Here is a 19493-nt window from a genome sequence, read left to right on the forward strand (position 1 = left end):
ATGAGCTATTACTCAAATCGACCACAAGGACAGGAAATTATGGCGATGACATGGAAAGAAGCGCTTCAAAAAAAAATTATTGAGTTATACAAAGGTAAAAAAAGCTCTCCCCTTATTAAGAATTATGCAAACATCTTTCCGCATTGCTATATCGATGCCTATCCTGTTGAGGTTGCGATCAATGATCTGCCTTACATAGAAAAATTATCTGCAAAAAACCCTCTTGAAATTGATTTCTATTACACTGCTAAACAAACCTATCCACTGAGTGTTCGTCTTTTTTTATGGGATCAGCCCAAACCGCTTTCAATCATTTTGCCCATGCTCGAAAATTTGGGCTTAATTACTTATAGTGTAGGTACGCATGATTTAACTTTAAGCCGCAATCAGACAGTCTGGGTCTGCGATTTTTCAGTGTGTTATGTAAAAGATACACTTGAAATTGATAAATCTTCTACTTTATTTAAGAAAGCGTTCGCGCAGATTTATTTTGGTTTTGCAGAAAATGATGGCTTTAATAAGCTGGTTTTAGGCGCATCCTTAGCCTGGCATGAGGTGATGGTTTTGCGAGCCTATGCGCGCTATCTTCAGCAAATTCATTTTCGTTACACGCAGCCCTATATTGAAAAAACACTCGTTCATAACACGGATATAACCAAGGTTTTGATTGAGCTTTTCAAAAAAATGCACGATCCCAGTAAAAAAGTGAAAAACCATAAGGAAGAAATGGGACAAGAGGTTTTACAAAGGCTCGAAGCGGTTTCAAGCCTCGATGAAGACTTGATCATTCGCCAGTTTCTAGCCCTGATTAAAGCTACCTTACGCACCAATTATTTTCAGTTAGCAGATAATAAAAAATCCAAAGAATATTTATCATTAAAATTTTCTTTAACAGAGGTTCCGTATCTTCCCTTACCTATCCCTTTATATGGAATTTTTGTTTATTCGCCGCAATTTGAAGGGATTCATCTGCGCAGCGCGAAAGTTGCTCGTGGGGGAATTCGCTGGTCTGAGCGTTTAGAAGATTTTCGTACAGAAGTGTTGGGATTAATGAAAGCACAAAAAGTGAAAAATGCGATTATTGTTCCCTCGGGTGCGAAAGGTGGATTTATATTAAAAAAACAATTGAGCAATCCTACTCGCGAAGTTCTGCGAGCAGAAGTGATTCGTTGTTATAAATTATTTATTTCAGGTTTATTAGACTTAACCGACAATATTGTCGGACAAACTTTCCAGCATCCGAAGCATGTTATTTGTTATGATGATTTTGATCCTTATTTAGTAGTAGCAGCAGATAAGGGGACGGCTGCTTTTTCGGATATCGCGAATGAAATTTCCAAAAGTTATAATTTCTGGCTTGGCGATGCGTTTGCTTCGGGAGGTGCCACCGGCTACGATCATAAAAAGATTGGCATTACTGCCCGTGGCGCCTGGGAATCGGTAAAACGTCATTTTCGCGAATTAAATATTGATGCAACCAGCGCTAATATCACCGTCGTCGGTATTGGTGACATGAGTGGTGATGTGTTTGGCAATGCAATGATGTATTCCAAGCACCTTCAATTAATAGCTGCTTTTGATCATCGTCATATTTTTATTGATCCTAACCCCAATCCTGAGGTCTCTTATAAAGAACGTGTCCGTCTTTTTAATTTAGCTAACTCAAGCTGGGAGGATTACAATCCGAAATTAATTTCCAAAGGCGGTGGTGTTTTCAGCCGTAGTTTAAAATCGATTACGCTGAGCCCAGAAATAAAAACGGTATTGGGTACCACTGCAAAAGCACTCAATCCCAATGAACTCATCTGTGCCATCCTCAAAGCGCCAGTGCAACTCTTGTTTAACGGTGGTATAGGAACTTATGTAAAAGCAAGCACAGAAACTAATGTTGATGTAGGTGATCATAGCAACGACTACTGCCGCGTCAACGGTGAAGAGCTGCGCTGTAAAGTAGTCGCTGAAGGTGGAAATTTGGGTTTTACTCAGTTAGGTCGAGTGGAATATGCATTAACGGGAGGGTTAATTAATACTGATTTTATCGACAATTCAGCAGGTGTTGATACTTCCGATCATGAAGTCAATTTAAAGATTTTATTAGACCATCAGGTTGCCGCTGGAAAATTATCAGAAAAAAGCCGTAATAAATTATTAGCGAAAGTAGCCGATGAAGTGGCTGAATTGGTATTACAGGATAATTACGAACAGGCTTTACTAATGAGTTATTCAGCCCAACGCGCAAAAATCAATATTACTTTACATACCCACTATATTAAAGAATTAGAAAGCTTGGGTCTTTTAGATCGAAAATTAGAATTTTTACCTGACGATAAAAAATTGATAGAGCGCAAATCAATCGGTGAAGGATTAACTCGACCTGAGCTAGCTGTTTTAATAGCCTATAGTAAAATTTATATTAAAAATGAAATCTTAAATTCATCCTTGCCTGAGGAACCTATTTTTAAACAATTGGTAGAAACAGCATTTCCCAAATCGATTGTTGCAAAATATAAATCAGCAATGAAGGAGCATCGATTGCATCGCGAAATTATTGCCACGCAATTGAGTAATCAAGTTGTGAATGAAATGGGAATTACCTTTATTTATCGATTACAAATGGAAAATAGTGCGACAGTGAGTGAAATTGTTCGCGCTTATATGGTTACTGCCCTCATTTTTGAAACACGCGAAGTACAAAAACTTGTTCTCTCGCTAGATTTTAAACTGCAAATGAACGAGCAATACAACATGCTCTACAATATCCGTAATTTTCTTAATTTAGCGACTCGATGGTTTTTAAACTCTAATTATCTCCAAGAAGATTTGACTACGCTGGTGAAGTATTTTTCTAAGAAAATCAAAGCCATTGAAAAAGTAACACCAGACTTGATGGGCGGTGTAACCAAACAATATTACGAGACGCTTACTCAGCAATTTACAGTTGCCGGACTGCCGGCTGAAGCAGCTAAGCGCATTGCTACTTATCGAGCAATTTATACTGGTCTAAATATTATCGAAGTGGCAGCACAAAATCATTTTGATTTGCTCAGAACAACAGAAGTTTATTTTCTAGTTGGCGAACACTTTAATTTGCTCTGGTTCCGAGATCAGATCGCACGCGATTCTCGTGAAGGGCATTGGAATACTTTATCGCGCTTAACCATTCGTGATGAATTGGATTTTGCTCAAAGAGCACTTTCTGAATCAATATTAAAATCAGATAAAAACAAATCCGATGACGTTCCTACCCTCATCCAAAAATGGATGGATCGTAATGAGCGAATGATAAGACGCTGGAATAGGTTATTGGAGCAACTGCATGGCAGTGGTACTGTTGATTACCCTATGTTTTTTGTTGCCATGCGGGAATTAATTAGTTTAATTGGAGTAAGGCCAAATAGTTTAATAGAAATAAAATAATCAGTTCGATCAAACTTTACTTAATCTTTTCTTAATATATAGGCAGTATTATAGCGTATTTTGCATAATATAGATAAAGTATGGGTTATTATTGCACTGATCCCAAATTTAGATCCTTGGAGTTTCTCCATTTTCCGGATGAAGAATTATTGTCTTTCATAAGGCGAAATTTTTTTAATCCTAATGCATTATGGGCTAAAGATAATCCTTTTTTGCATCTTATTTTGGCGAATGAATTCTATTCATCATTTGAGAGGCTAATAGATTTAATTCCTGAACGTATTAATCCTAATCTCTGTGATGGGGAGGCTTTTGGCAGAAAATCATTATTAATTTTACTCTGTTTATTGCCTCCAAGTGATTCTGTCGCTCTTAAATTTATTGAGCTTTATAAACATCGGCTTGATTTAAATTATCAAGATAAAACAGGAAAAACTGCCTTACATTATGCAATTATTCTTGGGCGCTATAAGTTAGCCTCCTGTCTTGTAGAACTCGGCGCTTCATTAGATATTATCGATGAAAACGGTTACATTCCAGAAGAGTATGTACAATGCCCTGTAGCAGTTGTTGCATCGACTCTAAAATCGATAGATATTGATCCCGCACGCGATATCAACGCTTCGCGGAATAAGCTTTCTGATCATTTCAATCGGCCCCTGCAATTGCAAGGCATTCAATTACCACAGGTAAAAAGTATGATTCAGCACGTTTTTGCTGATAAAGATCTCGTATTAGTCAAATATATTGAAGGTCAAGAGGGTATTTGTAATACCTTCGTGGGTGATAACTGCGTCGAGACCTATAGAAATATGCAAAAATTTGCCGTAGAGATTGCTAGTAATTACAACATTTCATTAAAGAAAATTTTTGTTTGCGAACCATTAAAGGAAGATGAGCTCTTTAAATTTAAAGAGGTGTTAGTTAATTTGAATCAGACGCTTTCTGGAATATCCATTTATGAGCAATGCGTAGAGGGCCATAAAAAATTGCAAAAGCTATTTGAAATGATAGCGTCAGAAAGATCGTTGTATTCCAATAACAATTAAGTTTTTAAGAATTAACCCCCTCTGTCCCGCAGCTTGTCCATGGTATCCAAGCTTTCTCATTTGAGATCCAAATCTCTGGAGCTCGTGAATAAGGCGTGAGAGGTCGGATGGAGTTCAGTAAGACACAACGCAGGGCATCTTTAATTGGCTTGATTCCTTCGCTTTCACAGCAGGTTTCATATCAAGCGATTTGCGAAAAATTAATGGGCTTGTTTGCCCAATATAATTCGCGAATTAATTCTGATTTAATAGGAATAAAAACCGAATTGGGCTCGCCTTTTTTCGCGAGTAGCTTGATTATTCTAAGGGGTGAATCATTTTTTTAGGATCCATCGCTTTGTCAAAATCCTGGCTGCTGATGAATTTAAGTTTCAAAGCGGCTTCTTTAAGCGAAAGATCATGATCCAAGGCATAATGAGCGATTTGTGATGCCTTATCATAGCCAATAATCGGGGATAATGCAGTCACTAGCATTAATGAGCGCTCCACATAATGGGCAATTTTCTTTTCATTAAGCCGCATTCCTTCAACTAAAAATTCACGGAAATTTTTCATGCTATCGGCAAGGATGCGAATCGATTTAGAGATATTAAAAATCATTAAGGGTTTGTAAACATTCATTTCCAAATAACCACCTGCGCCGCCAAAGGTTACCGCCACATCGTTAGCCATGACTTGCACTGCTGCCATGGTCATAGCCTCACACTGTGTCGGATTGACTTTACCTGGCATAATAGAAGAACCAGGTTCATTAGATGGAATAAGCAGTTCATAAAAACCTGCTCGTGGTCCACAGGATAATAAACGAATATCATTCGCTATTTTATAAAGGGATACGGCTAAGGTTTTTAGTGTTCCAGATAGTTCAACCAAGGCATCATGGGCGCCTTGGACCGTAAATTTATTAGGTGCTGAAATAAAAGGAAGCTGTGTCAGTTTAGCAATTTCTTCAGCTACTGCATCAGCAAAACCAGGAGCTGCGTTAATCCCAGTTCCAACTGCAGTGCCCCCCAAGGCCAAACAATAAACGTCGTTTAAAGCGTATTGAAGCCGGTTTAGATCATCATCTAGCATGCCCACATAGCCAGAAAATTCTTGCCCAACAGTCAGAGGCGTCGCATCTTGCAGGTGAGTGCGACCGATTTTCACAACATCCATCCAGGCTTTAGATTTTTTATCTAAGGCATTGCGTAAATCTTTTAATGCCGGAATTAATTGATCGACCACAGCGATCGCTGCTGCCATGTACATGGCTGAAGGAAAGGAATCATTAGACGATTGAGACATATTGACGTCGTCATTAGGGTGGACGGGTTTTTTGCTGCCTAAAGGAAAACCTTTTAGTTGCGCACAGCGATTGGAAATGACCTCGTTCATATTCATATTAAATTGTGTACCACTACCTGTCATCCAAACATGCAAGGGAAACATTTCCTGATGTTGTTCAGAAAGAATTTCATCGCAGACTTTTACGATCAATTGGCATTTTTCATCGGATAATCGTCCACCTTTATGGTTGGCAAGAGCAGCCGCTTTTTTTAATATGGCGTAAGCCTTGATCATTTCTTTAGGAATGAGATCGTCACCGATACTAAAATGAAGGAGTGAGCGCTGTGTTTGTGCTCCCCATAATTTGTCGTTAGGTACTTGTACTTCACCCAAGCTATCTGTTTCTATACGGAATGAGGAGTTTGTCATATCCTATGACCTTTTTGGGACCGATGTTTGGAGTATAGCATAGCGAAATAAATAGCATGACTGAGAGAATTAACAAAGCATCAATCGTAGGTTTGCAAATGGGGTTAAGTGGCTTAATTTGCCTCCTTCTTTTGCAATATTATCATTTGCACGAAGGCTTTTGGGCGGTAGTGACCGTATCTTCGATCACGCGTCCGAATCTTTCAGCAACGGTTATCAAGTCAGCACTAAGATTGGTAGGCACTTTAGTGGGCGCCATAGTCGGTTTTATCCTTGCTAAGCATATCGGCTATTCACCCTTTGAACTTTTTTTTACTATTTTAATCTTTTCTTTCACCACAACGTACATTGGTTTGCAAACGAGACCTTACAACTATTTATCCGTCGTTGCTGGTTTTAGTGCCGTTATTGTAATCGCTTCATTTGTTTTGGGTGATATTCAAGCCGTCGCAATTGATCGTACTCTCGAAGTCTGTATAGGGATCATTGTGGTGGCCCTTGTGGGTTGGAGTATATCGAATTTTTTAACCAGTAAATCACCGCTTATTGACCGTGAGGCGAATAAAAAAATTATCCAATCGTTTAAGGATATTAGTTGGTCGAAGCCTGATTTAATCAATGCAGCAATTATCAGCCTCGCTGCATCCTTAACTTTTCTCTCCTGGATAATTTTTCGTTATCCTGAAGGTGTGTGGGTAACCATTACTCTGTTTGTTGTGATGGAAGACACCACAAAAGGAACAAAAGAAAAAGCACTGGCACGTTTTCTGGGGCAATGTTTTGCTGCTGTTTTAGGCGGCGCTGTCGCGATTTTGTTTCCCACTGACATGATGGTTATTGGTTTGGTATTAGTTTGTGGATTTTTCCTCTGCGGGTTCTTGATTGGTTATGAAACCAAATTTTCAGCGACCGGTAATCATGCCGGCAGTGCGCTGGCTATAATGCTTTTAGCCGGACTGCCTGATACCGCTTTACATGTTGTTATCGGTCGGTTTTTAAATGTAATGGTCGGTCTGGTGATTGCCATGATAGTCAGTTACCTATTGTTAAAAGAAGATCCTAAATATCAGGGCATAGAGTAATCCACACATCAGCACCTTTTGCTGGAATATACACTTTTTGGGTAGGGCAAGCAGTTCTGGGTGGAGGCATCGTAGGAGTATGTGAGGGACAGATAGTGCCACAAGGGTTGTCTAGATCGTAGCCCGGTTCGCATAAACGTCGATCCAGGAGGTCGCAAGTGCAGGCACAGGAGGCTTGTAAAGAAAAAGGGAAGCAGAGAATAACGAGGGTTAGGATGAGTTTCATAGGACAAGTCCTTTTGTGACTGGTTGCCAATTAAAAATCCGTTATGGCTAGAATTATAGCAAAAATAAGCGAAACTATTTTGCGCTACAATTTAAACCTACAGGCTCTACAATAAGTGAAAGCATGAAAAAACACCTTGCAAGTCTATTGATGCTCGTTTCAGCGTTTTTTACAGCCCCTGCCTGGTCTGCAATTAATGCTAACCCTGGAAATACTAAGAATTTACGTTTTCTTTTTGTCGTATTGGCGAAAGAAGGAACCATCGAAATAGCTAATAGGGAAAAACGAGAGTTTATCCTTAATTTAAACAAGGTGAATCCCCAGGTTGTTTATTTCGCTGATCGGCCAGCCCGTTTTAGTGGGCAACTCGAATTGAAACGTTTTTTAAACCAGTGGAGCCAAGGTTCCTACAAAAAAGAACCTCCGAGGGCTTTATTGGAGGTTGTTCGTTTAAATACGATTAATCAATCGGGACAATCTGCGAGTTACTCGATCGTTTTGGGTGAGCCAAGCTATAAGAGTGAGACTAATCAATTGAGCATGAAAATCTATTCCCTACCAGGTAACGCTATGGAATTACCCGACTTGGCGCATTCTGATTATGTTGCTTTGTTTGTGGATGGTTAGCGTCGACGCATCCTTACTGACGTGGCTGTGGAGATCGCCCGATTATTTTAAAGATTTGCTTATTTATGATAAAATCTTCACAATTATTATACGGAAGTCAAAAAAGTCACTCGAGTAGCCTATGGTAAAAATTAATAAGGATGGTAAATATACGCCATATCCAGGCGTTACAGTTATTGCTGGAATCGGAGATAATGATAACGAGTTTTGGCAAACGCTTTATCAGAAATTGAATAGCTCCCCGCTCATCTGTAAATATTTTAAACCACTACCTTACCAAAGTTATCATATGACAACCTGTAATCTTTATGTAAAAGAATGGTACTTTAGTCGTTGGTCATCGTTTATTAATCAGAAACTTCATTTCTTGCAACAGCTTCATGTGGAATTAAGTAAAACCCCGATTATTCCTGAAATTACTATCGAAGATTTGAATGTTTCTGATGTTTTGCAATTAAATGTCTCATTACCTCCAGATCAAGAAGAGGAAATTAAAGCTGTAGCCAAACAGTTTGGTTTAGAAAAAAAGGTTCCAGAATATTTTCATATCACTTTAGGCTATCTGTATAATTTTTCGATTAATGAAGAGGATTTTGCTGCTATTAAAAACGAGTGCACTGAAATTTTAGCGACTTGTCTGAAAAAAGAAAAATTATACTTAGATTCACCCCAGCTAACCTTTTTCCATAGTATGAAAAAATTTATTCCTTGGGATGGTAAACAAAACCCTTTTCTTGAAAGTAGTAGCAATCAATCTACCTTTTTTAACTCTCGGCAATCAGCTTTATCTAATATAGTGAGTTCGTTCACGTCTTATGTGTCACAATTATTAAATTAATCGTATAACATATAAGACAATTTGCTCCTTAAAAGTTAAGTCAGAAATAAATGCTTCATGCTCAATAAAGTAATGCAAAATGATTTAAATTAATACTCACTTAATAAAATTGTTCCATAATTTAGATGTATTGTTGATCTGTATGGGGCATTTTGAGTGTCAAAAATTTCTGTCGGCCAAGCTTTATTAATTCTGATCGATCATAAATTAAAGTTGATAAGCAAATCAAAACAACAAGAAGAATCAGAATTAATTGAAAAGTTAAATTTAGAATTAGCCGAGCTAAAAAAACTATATTTAGTAGGTGCAAAAGATGAAGAAAGTCGTCTTGTCATTGCTAATTATTTAGAAGACCCCATTTTATTAAAGTATGAAGTTTCTGCCGATCCCGAAGTGGTTAATAATGATAGTTCTCGTAGGTATTTTGAAACTCATCTTGCATATGAAACTTTAGTGGTTAAGCTGGGTCTATTAAGTGTGAACGAGCTTAAGAATTACCTGCAATCAGTGAAAAAATTAGCGCCACGTAAATACAGAGACCTTTATGATTATGTCTTAAATACCAAAACAGCAAATTTTAACGATAAATTTGATAAAGAATATGGCGATTATTTTAAAAAAATAAGAAACGGAGAGATTTATGCAGAGCTACCTAAAAGTGCGCGAAGAAAATTAATCGCTATAGTCTCTGCTTCATTTGTAGCACTTGTAATTGGCGATACTAATTCGGAATTGTTACCTTTAAATATTTATGAAGAAGGTTTTTATCTTGAAGAAAATCGTGGAAAAAAAAGTAAACCTGGGCAACAAACAACGCATACAAGGGCATTAGGAATTTTAAAGGGTCATATGCCAATAGCGAAAGATGATGTGGCTCTTATGCAAAAAACGCAAAATTTTGCTAAACCCTCCGATCAATCTCATTATGTACTCGGTACTGCTTGGACCGATGATAGTTTTTCGAGACTCGTTCATCCATTTTCAAATTCGATATCAGGAACAATGCTCTTACAGTTACGCGCATTACTTAAGATAAAAGACCAACGGATTTCGCAGCTATCTCAAATTAGCAAAAAAGAGAAAGGAAGCAATCCAGGTTTAGATAAATATTTTCCCTTTTCAAAAGAAAAAATGGAGACTTTTTTAACTGTTTTTATCGCTGCACTTCTATTTAATTCAGGTGGACATAGCTTGCATGAGTTTGTTGCGCCAATCGGGCTAGATAAGATTAAAAATGCTTTTTCAGATATTGACGGGTTTGATACTTTCAATCTGCAAGAACTTTTTCTAACAAATAACCCAGTAGCATTTGATAAAGCTTTAAAAAAAGCGATTAGCTATAATAATCAAATTCTCAAAATAGTTAGCGTTAATCAAGAAATAAAATTACAAAAAAAAGAATTCGACAAAGAAAATTTACAAGCATCGATTGCTCATTCGAATTTGCCTACAGAAGTGCAAGAAAATTTTATAAAATTAATAAAGGATATTGACAATGCTCAATCCTGCTTTAATTTAGCAATCCAATTACAAAATTTAATTGTTACAAATCAAACTCGAATCAGTGGGGAGTATTTCTCTTATTATCGAGAAGGATCTACGAGACATAAGATACTTGAAAATAATCTTAATGAAATAATCGAACAGCTTAGCTTAGGAAATTTATCGGCTGCAGTGGACAGAATTGAAACGACTAAAAAAGAATTGGGAGAATTTAAATCGCTGTTATTTCATAGCCCTGTAATACCTGAATTGGATAGCCTTATTGCAATACAAGAATCCATAAACAAAGTCATTGATACTAATAAGCAAATGAAATTAGGAGCAGAACCCAATTCAGATTCAAAAGTTAAAATTTCTTAATTAAAGCAAGTAGATTTTGAAGCTTCTATCAGGTTCACCCTAAGCAAGGAGGCATTTTGTATATTACACCTTTTTCAATGGATCTCTTTATTGGCCCAGAGTGACAGACACTAGAGATAGATTCCCTCAGCTTGAACGGGTAATGATGAGCTGATTTCTCCTGAAAAAAGGCTTATCTCAATTTTTATCCACAGGCTCAGGAACACTCTGTGTATTATTTATCGTATAAGGTAATATAGTCGGCAATAGGCAAAAATTTTAGGATTTTTCTTTGGAAAAGAAATTAGTTACTTGCTATTTGATCGGGGAAGATCGTCTGTTACTGGAGTGTGCAGAAATTCTTTTATCCTATAATCATTCGATCTTGGGTATTATCTCTCCTCTTCCAGCCGCAGAAGAGTTTTCGATTCAAAAAAAAATACCCTATTTTTTAAAAGTTAGCGATGCAGTACCGATTTTATCAGTGACTGCGTTTGACTATTTATTTAGCATTATCAATGGAACGGTTTTACCGCTTTCTCTACTAGAGCAAGCCAAATGCATGGCTATCAATTATCATAATGGCCCTCTGCCCCGATACGCCGGTTTGCATGCTCCTTCGTGGGCTATTTTGCATAATGAACGAGTACATGGCGTGACTTGGCACCAAATGGTTAAAGATATTGATGCCGGAGCTATTTTAAAACAAGCACCTATTGAAATTGAGGCTGATGAAACAGGGTTAAGTTTAAGTGTCAAATGTTATCAAGAGGCGCTTAATACCTTCAAAGAATTAGTTTATGAAATTAGTTTCCAACAACTGCGCCCAATTCCACAAAATTTAGAGAATCGCAGCTATTTTGATTATTGCCAGAAACCGATGAATGGAGGTTGGATTAGTTGGCATGATTCGGCGGAAACCATTGATCGAATGTGCCGCGCGCTGAATTTAGGCCAACATCATCGTAATCGCTTCAGTTTGCCGAAATTTAATATCGGGAAGAATTTTTTCCTCATTCTTCAATTGCATATTTTGGATGAGGAAAATTCTCATGCACCTGGTACTCTTGTAGAGATAACAGCGCAGTATTGGCAAATTGCAACCAAAACTCGAGTTGTGCAATTAGAGCAAATTCTTTCCTTTCATAATGAAACAGTGGATTTTATAGAGCTGGCTGAGCGTTTTCATTTGAAGAAAGGGTCAGTTCTACCGCCTATTTCGGAAAAATCACGGCTTGAATATAAATATTTTTGCGAGGTTTATGCCATTCATGAGCTCTTTTGGGTGCGGCAAGAGAAATCATTTATCCCTGCGACCTTGCCTTTTCAAACGTTATCGCTAAGCCCCGAAAAGAATTATCCTCTGAAACAGGTTGCTATGTTTAATGCGTCAACCTTATTCTCATTTCCTACGAATGAATACCCTAATAATCCCTGTAATATTTTATTTGCCGCTTTATATATTTATCTTTATCGTTTGGGAAATAAAGAAAAATTTGGTGTTGGTTTTTCGCATCCTCTCTTGCAGCAATTACCTGAAGCGATCAAACCCTTATTTGCCCAAATTATCCCTTTTTCTTTTCAACTAAATGAAGATCTCACTGTTGAAGAAACCTTGAAGGAATTTTTTGATAGGCTATTAAAATTTGATAAACATTTAAGTTTTTCGCGCGATATTTTTGTTCGTTATCCTGAATTATCCTCAAATTTGCAGTCGTTTTATCCTATTACCGTAATGATTGGCCACGAGAAAGGGTTTTTGAAACGAATTCATCATATTAATTCCTCGGTGGTGGTGACCATTTCTAATACCTACAAAATACAATGGTTTAGCCGTGAAAAAAATGATGATTTAGACACGATCCTACGCAATAGCATCCAACATTTGCCTATTCTGATTGCTAGTATGCTTGAACATCCGACGATGTTGATTTCACAACTTCCTCTCTTATCAGCCAAAGAAAGCAGCCAATTATTAATGACCTGGAATAAAACGCAAATTTCTCCTTCCCAGAATAAATCTGTGGTGCAACTTTTCGTTGAGCAAGTACAGAAAACACCGGAGCAAATTGCTTTATCTTATGAAGGGCAAGTACTGTCTTATCAAGCACTCAATGATCAAAGCAATCAATTTGCCCGTCTTTTGCAAAAAAATGGTCTAAGCGCAGGTCAGCATGTAGTGATTTGTACTAATCAGGAAATTCATCTCATCGTTGGTTTATTAGCGATTTTAAAAATCGGCGCTGCCTACGTTCCCATAGATACTAATTATCCTTCATCTCATATTCAATTTATCTTAAGTGATAGTAGCGCGACCGTAGCGATCGCTTCGAAATCGCTAAAAGCTAAAATGCAGATTTGCTGCGATAATCAAAATGTACCTTTGATTATTTTCGAGAATTTTATCAAGAGCGCCTCTGCTGAAAGTTCGGAGAATCTTAATCTTGCCTCTGTGGATCCTGATAGTCTCGCTTATATTATCTACACATCGGGAACCACGGGAAAACCCAAAGGGGTGATGATCCCTCATCGAGGAATTGTCCGCTTAGTCAATTCAACGAATTATATTAAAATTACGAAAAACGATCGCATTGCTCAGGCTGCAAGTATTAGTTTTGATGCCGCAACTTTTGAAATTTGGGGAGCCTTATTAAATGGAGCAACACTAGTCGCAGTTCCCCATGCAACCTTAGTTAATGTCACGCAATTTAGTCAATTTCTAATTAAGAAGAAAATCACAGTGCTTTGGCTGACTTCAGCTTTATTTAATCAATACGCGTCAGTGAAGCCATCCATGTTCGCGACCTTATCCTATTTATTAATTGGGGGGGATATTTTAAATGCGGAGCAAGTAATGAGAGTACTTCGTTGTGAAAAAGGGGCCCCGCGACAGATCTTAAATGGCTATGGACCGACAGAAAATACCACCTTTACCACGACCTACCTAATTAAAGCGAGAAAAGAAGGTTATCAATCCATTCCGATCGGCAAACCAATCGCCAATTCCACGGTTTACATTCTTGATAAATACCTGCGTCCTACACCAATTGGCGCTCCTGGCGAATTATACACTGGAGGAGCTGGTGTCGCCTTGGGCTATCTGAATCGCCCTGAAATTACCACAGCTCGTTTTATTCCTAATTTATTCGACTCTAGTGCCGAAACCTTGCTTTATAAAACGGGAGATATTGTTCGATGGATGCCAGATGGCAATATTGAATACCTAAGTCGTCAAGATAACCAGATAAAAATACGTGGTTTTCGTGTCGAATTAGAAGCTGTTTGCACCGTGTTATTGCATCATGAAGCAGTCGATCAATGTGCTGTGAGGGTCTGCGAAAATGAGAAGCAGCAAAAATCAATAGTTGCTTATTTAGTGTTAAAACATGAATGCCCGATGATTAATATCAAACAGTACATGGCAAGTCAGTTGCCTAAATACATGATCCCCAGTTTTTTTATAAGAATAGATAAAATTCCTCTCACCTTAAACGGAAAAGTCGATTTTGAAAAATTACCCGCCCCCGATTCTTCAACGAATACGCTAACGAGCGAATATGTAGCACCACAGACACAAACAGAGAAAGAGATAGAAAAAATATGGAGTGAGTTATTTGAGCTGGATCAAATTGGTATTCATGATTCTTTTTTTGATCTCGGCGGGCATTCACTGATGGTGTCTCAATTGGTTTTAAAAGTTAAAGAGCAATTACTTTATGATTTATCATTGCAACAATTTTTGGAAAAACCGACTATCTTTCATTTAGCCCAACTGATTGAAATCAATGAAGAAATAAAGCCCTCCTCATTCATGGCCCATTGGAAATTTGATATTGAACTAAATTTGCCCCACTGTTTACGTGTAACCAAGCCAAATATTTTCTCTGATTTTCCCTCGAAAAGAGAAAGGGAGCCAAATTTTTTGCAGGAGCTGGAAGCGGCAAATGTTCAGCCGAAAGCTCTATTATTGACGGGTGCCAACGGATTCCTCGGTGCAAATCTCTTGAAGCAACTCTATCAGTTAACTTCAGCGACAATTTATTGTTTAGTAAGGGGAGCTAATCTTGAAGATGCCAAAAATAAATTACAAAAATCAATAGAACTCTATGATCTGCATTTTGAAGATAAGGAGCGCATCCAGTTATTAGTTGGCGATTTGGGAAAACCCTATCTCGGTTTGCCTATTGAAGAGTTTATGGTGTTAGCGGAAAAAATCGATATCATTTATCATAATGGTGCCGCTGTTCATCATCTCTATAGCTATGAAATGTTGCGAGCTGCCAATGTGCTAAGCGTTAAAGAAATATTGAAATTAGCAACTATTAAAAAACTAATTCCTATTCATTATATTTCGACCTTGTCCGCCGCTAGCAATTATTTGGATAATTTTAATAGTATTATTGAAGATTTTATCTATTCCCATCCCAACCCACCTCCAGAAGATGGTTATAGTCAAACTAAATGGATTGCGGAGCAAATTTTAGCGAAAGCCCATCAACAACAAATACCTATCAAAATTTATCGGCCAGCCTGGATTTTAGGTGATTCCATTTCGGGATTAATTGCTGCGGAGCAGAATCATTTACTGCGATTAATTAAGGGCTGTTGTCAATTGGGTTATGCACCTTCATGGGATATTGAGCTCGATATTCTTCCAGTAGATTATGTGGGTCAAATGATTGTTAAAACGTCACTAAATACAAAAATACCCTATAGCTTATTTAATTTGGTAAATACAAATAAATTATCTTGGAAGGAGTTAATAACTTATCTTAATCAACGAGGCTATAACATGCAGCTCATTTCTCCCAATGCATGGCAAAAGAAACTACTGACCGAAATGAGCCCGGAGAGTACTCTGTATTCGCTGCTCACTTTATATATTAATCAAAGTGATAATGTTTGGATGGAAAAACTTGATCGAATATCTAGTGCAAATAATCAGAATACGCATTATGCTTTTCAAGCAAATGGTATGAAATTTCCGTTTATTAATAAGCAGCTTCTGGATAATTATTTTAATTTTCTAGAAAAAAGGGGATTTTTAGCGATAAAAGTAGCTGACGTAATATGAGGGACGCCGAATGAGGCAGAGTGCTACCAATTGAATAGTTGGGGGTGATTATCATGGGAAAAGAAGCCACATTAAAATCTTCTCTGCATCCGCAATTGCAAGCCTTTCTGTTACTGTCTGAGGATTGCATTATTGTTTTAGATGCAGACTATTGTATTCTTGAGTTTAATGAAGCGATTACATCCTTTCTGGGCTGGAAAGACAAAGAAATGCGTGGGCAACCCTTTGCGTCAATCTACTTTCAGCAAGGAAAAAAAATTCCTTTTCCTTTTTTTCAGTACGAATTTATTTTGCAAAATGAGCAAGGTGAGTTTGAGTGCATGTTGTATAAAAATAACATTAAACGCTATCTTACATGGAAATTTAAACGTCAATCGAATCAACTCATTTTACTTGGAAAAGATAATACAGATACGAAACGTTTAGCTTTGCAACATGTCACTATTTTTGATCAAATAAAAAAAATTTCAGCCTGTGTGCCTGGTAATTTTTATTGGAAAAATAAAGACGAAGAATACCTCGGTTGCAACAAAATTCTTCTTAAAACACTTGGGCTAAACTCCATGAATGATTTTGTGGGAAAAACGGATCATGATCTTTGGCCAGAACATGCTGAGGAATTAAAGAAAAACGATCAACAAGTGATAAAGGGAAAAAAACCTATTTTTTTTGAAGAAACCGTTACCCTTAACGGTAAAAAAATGTATTTTACTGTGATTAAAATGCCTCTCATTGATGATGAGGGAAATATCATTGGTATTTTGGGGAACTCCTCAGATATTACTGAATTAAAAAGAACGCAGGCAGATTTAAAAATAGCTAAGGAAACCGCTGAAAAGGCCAGCCAAGCCAAAACAGAGTTTCTGGCTAACATGAGTCATGATATTCGCACTCCGTTAACAGGCATTATCGGTATGACAAAAATGCTAGAGGAAACAGCTAGATCTGAAGAAGAGAGGCAATATGCAAGCTGGGTTAATGAAAGTGGTGAGCAATTGTTAAAACTTTTAAATGGTGTTCTTGATGTGGTTTCTGCCGATGATATGAAAGAAGATGATCTCTATTTAGAATCATTTTACCTTAAAGATTGTTTGGATGATTTATATCAATTAGAACGACCTGCAATGATGCAAAAAAATATTAGTTTCCAATTAAAAATTGATCCCAATATTCCTGAATATATCCGCACAGATCGGTTTAAACTAAGCCGTGTTTTACTCAATTTACTGGGTAATGCAATTAAATTTACCGACGAAGGAATGATTCAACTTATGGTTGATTTAACAAGTTCTGATGCTCAGCAAAAATCCTTAATGTTTAAAGTAGTTGATACTGGAAAAGGCATTCCAAAAGAGGCACAGAAAAAAGTATTTGAACGCTTTTATCGCATTTCACCTTCCTATAAAAATAATCATCATGGACATGGCGTTGGTCTTCATATTGTCGAAAAATATGTTGAGTTATTGGGAGGTAAAATTGGTATCAACAGTGAAGAAGGAAAGGGAACTACTTTTTATTTTTCCATTCCTTTAGTCTCGGCTGTAGCCCCTGAAATTGATGAAAAGAAGAAAATTATTTCGCCTCCCCCTGTACAGAGGTCTTCGCATTCTCCTTATCTACTGCTGGTGGAAGACAGCATTGTTGCCCTAAAAGTTCTTGAAAGAATGGTGATGAAAGCGGGTTGCCGTTATTTATCGGCTACCTCGGGAGAGAAAGGCTTATTATTAGCAAAAACAGAACCCTTTGATCTAATTATCACCGATATCGGCTTGCCAGGCATCTCAGGTAATGAGATGACACGACAAATTCGCGATTGGGAGAAGCAAAAAGGTTCTGCTTCCCCCTTATTAATCTATGGTTTAACAGGCCATGCTGGACAAATTGCAGAAGCCGAGTCCTTAGATCTAGGTATGAATGGCCTATTTACCAAGCCAATGACAGCGATTAATTTGAGGATTTTGTTAGACTCGTTTCAACCTCGGGAAAATGAAGCCGACAAGACTATTTTGGTCTTAGGCTCCGACTTACCTAAAACAGAAGAGGAACTTTTTGCCTTAAATAGCTTCCCTCTGCTCGATATTGAGAAAGGGATCGCCACTTTAGGAAGCTTAACGGTGTTGAGCGAGCTTTTACTGACGTTAAGCTCTGAGGACTTGCCTCATGGGGAGCTCGCTATTCGTCGGGCTTATATCCAAAGTGATTGGTTAAAGATTGAAAGTTTAGTGCACAAATTAAAAAGTGGTGCAGTCTATTGTTGTACAACCAAACTACAATATGCCTGCCAATATCTTGAGCGCTATTGTAAAGCAGGTCAGAGCCGGTTGCTTGAGAAATTATATTATCAATTAATTCAAGTGATAGGGGAAACTAAACAAGCAATTAATCGCTGGTTAGAAGAGCGCTTGTTGTGCGTAAATTAGCTCATATCATCTTTGAAGTCTTAAAAAATGGAAGGACTTTTAATGAAAACTCCTTTTGCATTTTAAGGACAGTAGATACCAACTAATTTATGCTGATATAGCGATTTGAGAAGAAGTGAGCCTATCTTCTTCCAGTGCAGCAGAAATTGTTGAAGAAACCTCATTAAGTAGAGATCTTTTTTCCGGATCAGGGTGTAACATATTCTGAATTTGATTTTTTACTTGCTGGTTTTTTAAATAGATTAATTCACTATCAAATTGACCTCGCAGACTACGTTTGAAGATTAGATCAACTTTGTTGCAAGATTCTGGCGGTTCTTCACCCATAACTTGAGCAAGGATATGGCCTAAAGAAAAAATATCACTTGCAGTACTTGAACCTTTTCCTTCAAAACGTTCTGGTGCTATAAACAAAGCTGTCCCTTTTATTGGGAACACCATAGCATCATTAGTGCTTTGTTTTTTAGCAAAAGCGAAATCAATAAAAAAGCAACGAGGATTCAGTGGCTCACTAAGATCAACCATAATGTTTCTAGGAGAAATATCATTATGTACTAACTGTCTTGCTTGAACCTGTTGCTTATAGGCTTTTATGATAGCCAGACAAAGGGCTAAACGTGTTTTTTCATCAAAGTTTCCTTTTAAGGCTTGCTCTAAAGTTTGTCCTGGCATTTCGCGCATGAATAAATAGGCACGTAGATTACCATCATCTTGGAAAAAGACCGGTTTTCTAATACATAGATGACCGGCTTCTTTAGTACGCTTATATTCTTTTTTAATATCACGTCGCCATTGGGATTCACTCACATGTGGTTTTCGCGGTATTTCTTTTCTGATTCTAGCTTTATGAGGTTTTTGGCTCACTGGCATATAAACCAACTCATCGTTGCTAAAAAATAATTTTCCTTTTACCTTATCGATATACCCATAATTTCCGTTACCGACCCGTTTGCCAATGACTTCGAAGCATTGACTCCCTTTATCTTTGCCTGAGCGCCAGGAAATTTCTTTAGTCAGTTTAAGACCGTTGTCGAAAGGATAAATTTTATTCTTAAAAAAAACTTCAGGATCATCATCGCCATCTAAGAAGTCACCTAAAAGCTCACTTTCACTTTCAGACATTTTAGTGGGATTAATCACTGAAACCTTTTCGTTTTCGGTAAACTTAGTCATATAGGATCCTGGCTATCCACGCGGTTGGATATATATTGTACAATTAG

At 37.5% G+C, this 19493-nt stretch carries 11 protein-coding genes; 8 read left to right on the forward strand and 3 right to left on the reverse strand.

What is annotated here, in order from left to right:
* Positions 1-39: 39 nt before the first annotated feature.
* Positions 40-3417 carry an NAD-glutamate dehydrogenase domain-containing protein gene (locus Lnau_RS10460; protein ID WP_058505099.1) on the forward strand — a complete coding sequence of 1126 codons (3378 nt, stop codon included), beginning with the start codon at positions 40-42 and terminating at the stop codon, positions 3415-3417.
* Between the two features lie 80 nt (positions 3418-3497).
* Positions 3498-4466, forward strand: a complete 969-nt coding sequence (locus Lnau_RS10465) for an ankyrin repeat domain-containing protein (RefSeq protein WP_058505100.1) — start codon at positions 3498-3500, stop codon at positions 4464-4466.
* 297 nt (positions 4467-4763) lie between these two features.
* Here Lnau_RS10465 and fumC read toward each other — a convergent pair whose 3' ends face one another.
* On the reverse strand, positions 4764-6164 hold the full coding sequence (gene fumC, locus Lnau_RS10475) for a class II fumarate hydratase (protein ID WP_058505102.1): 1401 nt from the start codon (positions 6162-6164) through the stop codon (positions 4764-4766).
* A gap of 56 nt (positions 6165-6220) precedes the next feature.
* Here fumC and Lnau_RS10480 point away from each other — a divergent pair, with 56 nt between their 5' ends.
* On the forward strand, positions 6221-7246 hold the full coding sequence (locus Lnau_RS10480; protein WP_058505103.1) for an FUSC family protein: 1026 nt from the start codon (positions 6221-6223) through the stop codon (positions 7244-7246).
* Here Lnau_RS10480 and Lnau_RS16420 read toward each other — a convergent pair.
* Positions 7224-7472: a hypothetical protein gene (locus Lnau_RS16420; RefSeq protein WP_133134926.1), complete on the reverse strand. Its 249-nt coding sequence runs from the start codon at positions 7470-7472 to the stop codon at positions 7224-7226. The two genes, Lnau_RS10480 and Lnau_RS16420, sit on opposite strands and share 23 nt — an antisense overlap.
* 123 nt (positions 7473-7595) lie before the next feature.
* Between Lnau_RS16420 and Lnau_RS10485 the strand changes: the two genes are divergently transcribed.
* From Lnau_RS10485 to Lnau_RS10505, 5 genes are all read left to right on the forward strand, one after another.
* Positions 7596-8099, forward strand: coding sequence for a hypothetical protein (locus tag Lnau_RS10485; RefSeq protein WP_058505104.1), 504 nt, complete (start codon positions 7596-7598; stop codon positions 8097-8099).
* A gap of 121 nt (positions 8100-8220) precedes the next feature.
* Positions 8221-8937, forward strand: coding sequence for a DUF1868 domain-containing protein (locus tag Lnau_RS10490; protein WP_058505105.1), 717 nt, complete (start codon positions 8221-8223; stop codon positions 8935-8937).
* Between the two features lie 156 nt (positions 8938-9093).
* Entirely contained in the window at positions 9094-10800 is a 1707-nt protein-coding gene (locus Lnau_RS10495) for a hypothetical protein (protein WP_058505106.1), read from the forward strand.
* 271 nt (positions 10801-11071) lie between these two features.
* Positions 11072-15853: an amino acid adenylation domain-containing protein gene (locus Lnau_RS10500; protein WP_058505107.1), complete on the forward strand. Its 4782-nt coding sequence runs from the start codon at positions 11072-11074 to the stop codon at positions 15851-15853.
* 53 nt (positions 15854-15906) lie between these two features.
* Positions 15907-18273 carry an ATP-binding protein gene (locus Lnau_RS10505; RefSeq protein WP_058505108.1) on the forward strand — a complete coding sequence of 789 codons (2367 nt, stop codon included), beginning with the start codon at positions 15907-15909 and terminating at the stop codon, positions 18271-18273.
* An 87-nt stretch (positions 18274-18360) separates the two neighbouring features.
* Here Lnau_RS10505 and Lnau_RS10510 read toward each other — a convergent pair whose 3' ends face one another.
* Positions 18361-19446 (reverse strand): protein kinase domain-containing protein, encoded by a 1086-nt coding sequence (locus tag Lnau_RS10510; protein WP_058505109.1) that lies wholly within the window; start codon positions 19444-19446, stop codon positions 18361-18363.
* Positions 19447-19493 lie beyond the last annotated feature (47 nt).

Source organism: Legionella nautarum (assembly GCF_001467895.1).
GTDB lineage: Bacteria > Pseudomonadota > Gammaproteobacteria > Legionellales > Legionellaceae > Tatlockia > Tatlockia nautarum.

Bases quoted from the DNA above. Each gene is read 5' to 3' on its own strand.
- Lnau_RS10485 (WP_058505104.1), top strand. From the start codon at position 7,596: ATGAAAAAACACCTTGCAAGTCTATTGATGCTCGTTTCAGCGTTTTTT.
- Lnau_RS10490 (WP_058505105.1), top strand. From the start codon at position 8,221: ATGGTAAAAATTAATAAGGATGGTAAATATACGCCATATCCAGGCGTT.
- Lnau_RS16420 (WP_133134926.1), bottom strand. From the start codon at position 7,472: ATGAAACTCATCCTAACCCTCGTTATTCTCTGCTTCCCTTTTTCTTTA.
- fumC (WP_058505102.1), bottom strand. From the start codon at position 6,164: ATGACAAACTCCTCATTCCGTATAGAAACAGATAGCTTGGGTGAAGTA.
- Lnau_RS10510 (WP_058505109.1), bottom strand. From the start codon at position 19,446: ATGACTAAGTTTACCGAAAACGAAAAGGTTTCAGTGATTAATCCCACT.
- Lnau_RS10480 (WP_058505103.1), top strand. From the start codon at position 6,221: ATGACTGAGAGAATTAACAAAGCATCAATCGTAGGTTTGCAAATGGGG.
- Lnau_RS10505 (WP_058505108.1), top strand. From the start codon at position 15,907: ATGGGAAAAGAAGCCACATTAAAATCTTCTCTGCATCCGCAATTGCAA.
- Lnau_RS10460 (WP_058505099.1), top strand. From the start codon at position 40: ATGGCGATGACATGGAAAGAAGCGCTTCAAAAAAAAATTATTGAGTTA.
- Lnau_RS10465 (WP_058505100.1), top strand. From the start codon at position 3,498: ATGGGTTATTATTGCACTGATCCCAAATTTAGATCCTTGGAGTTTCTC.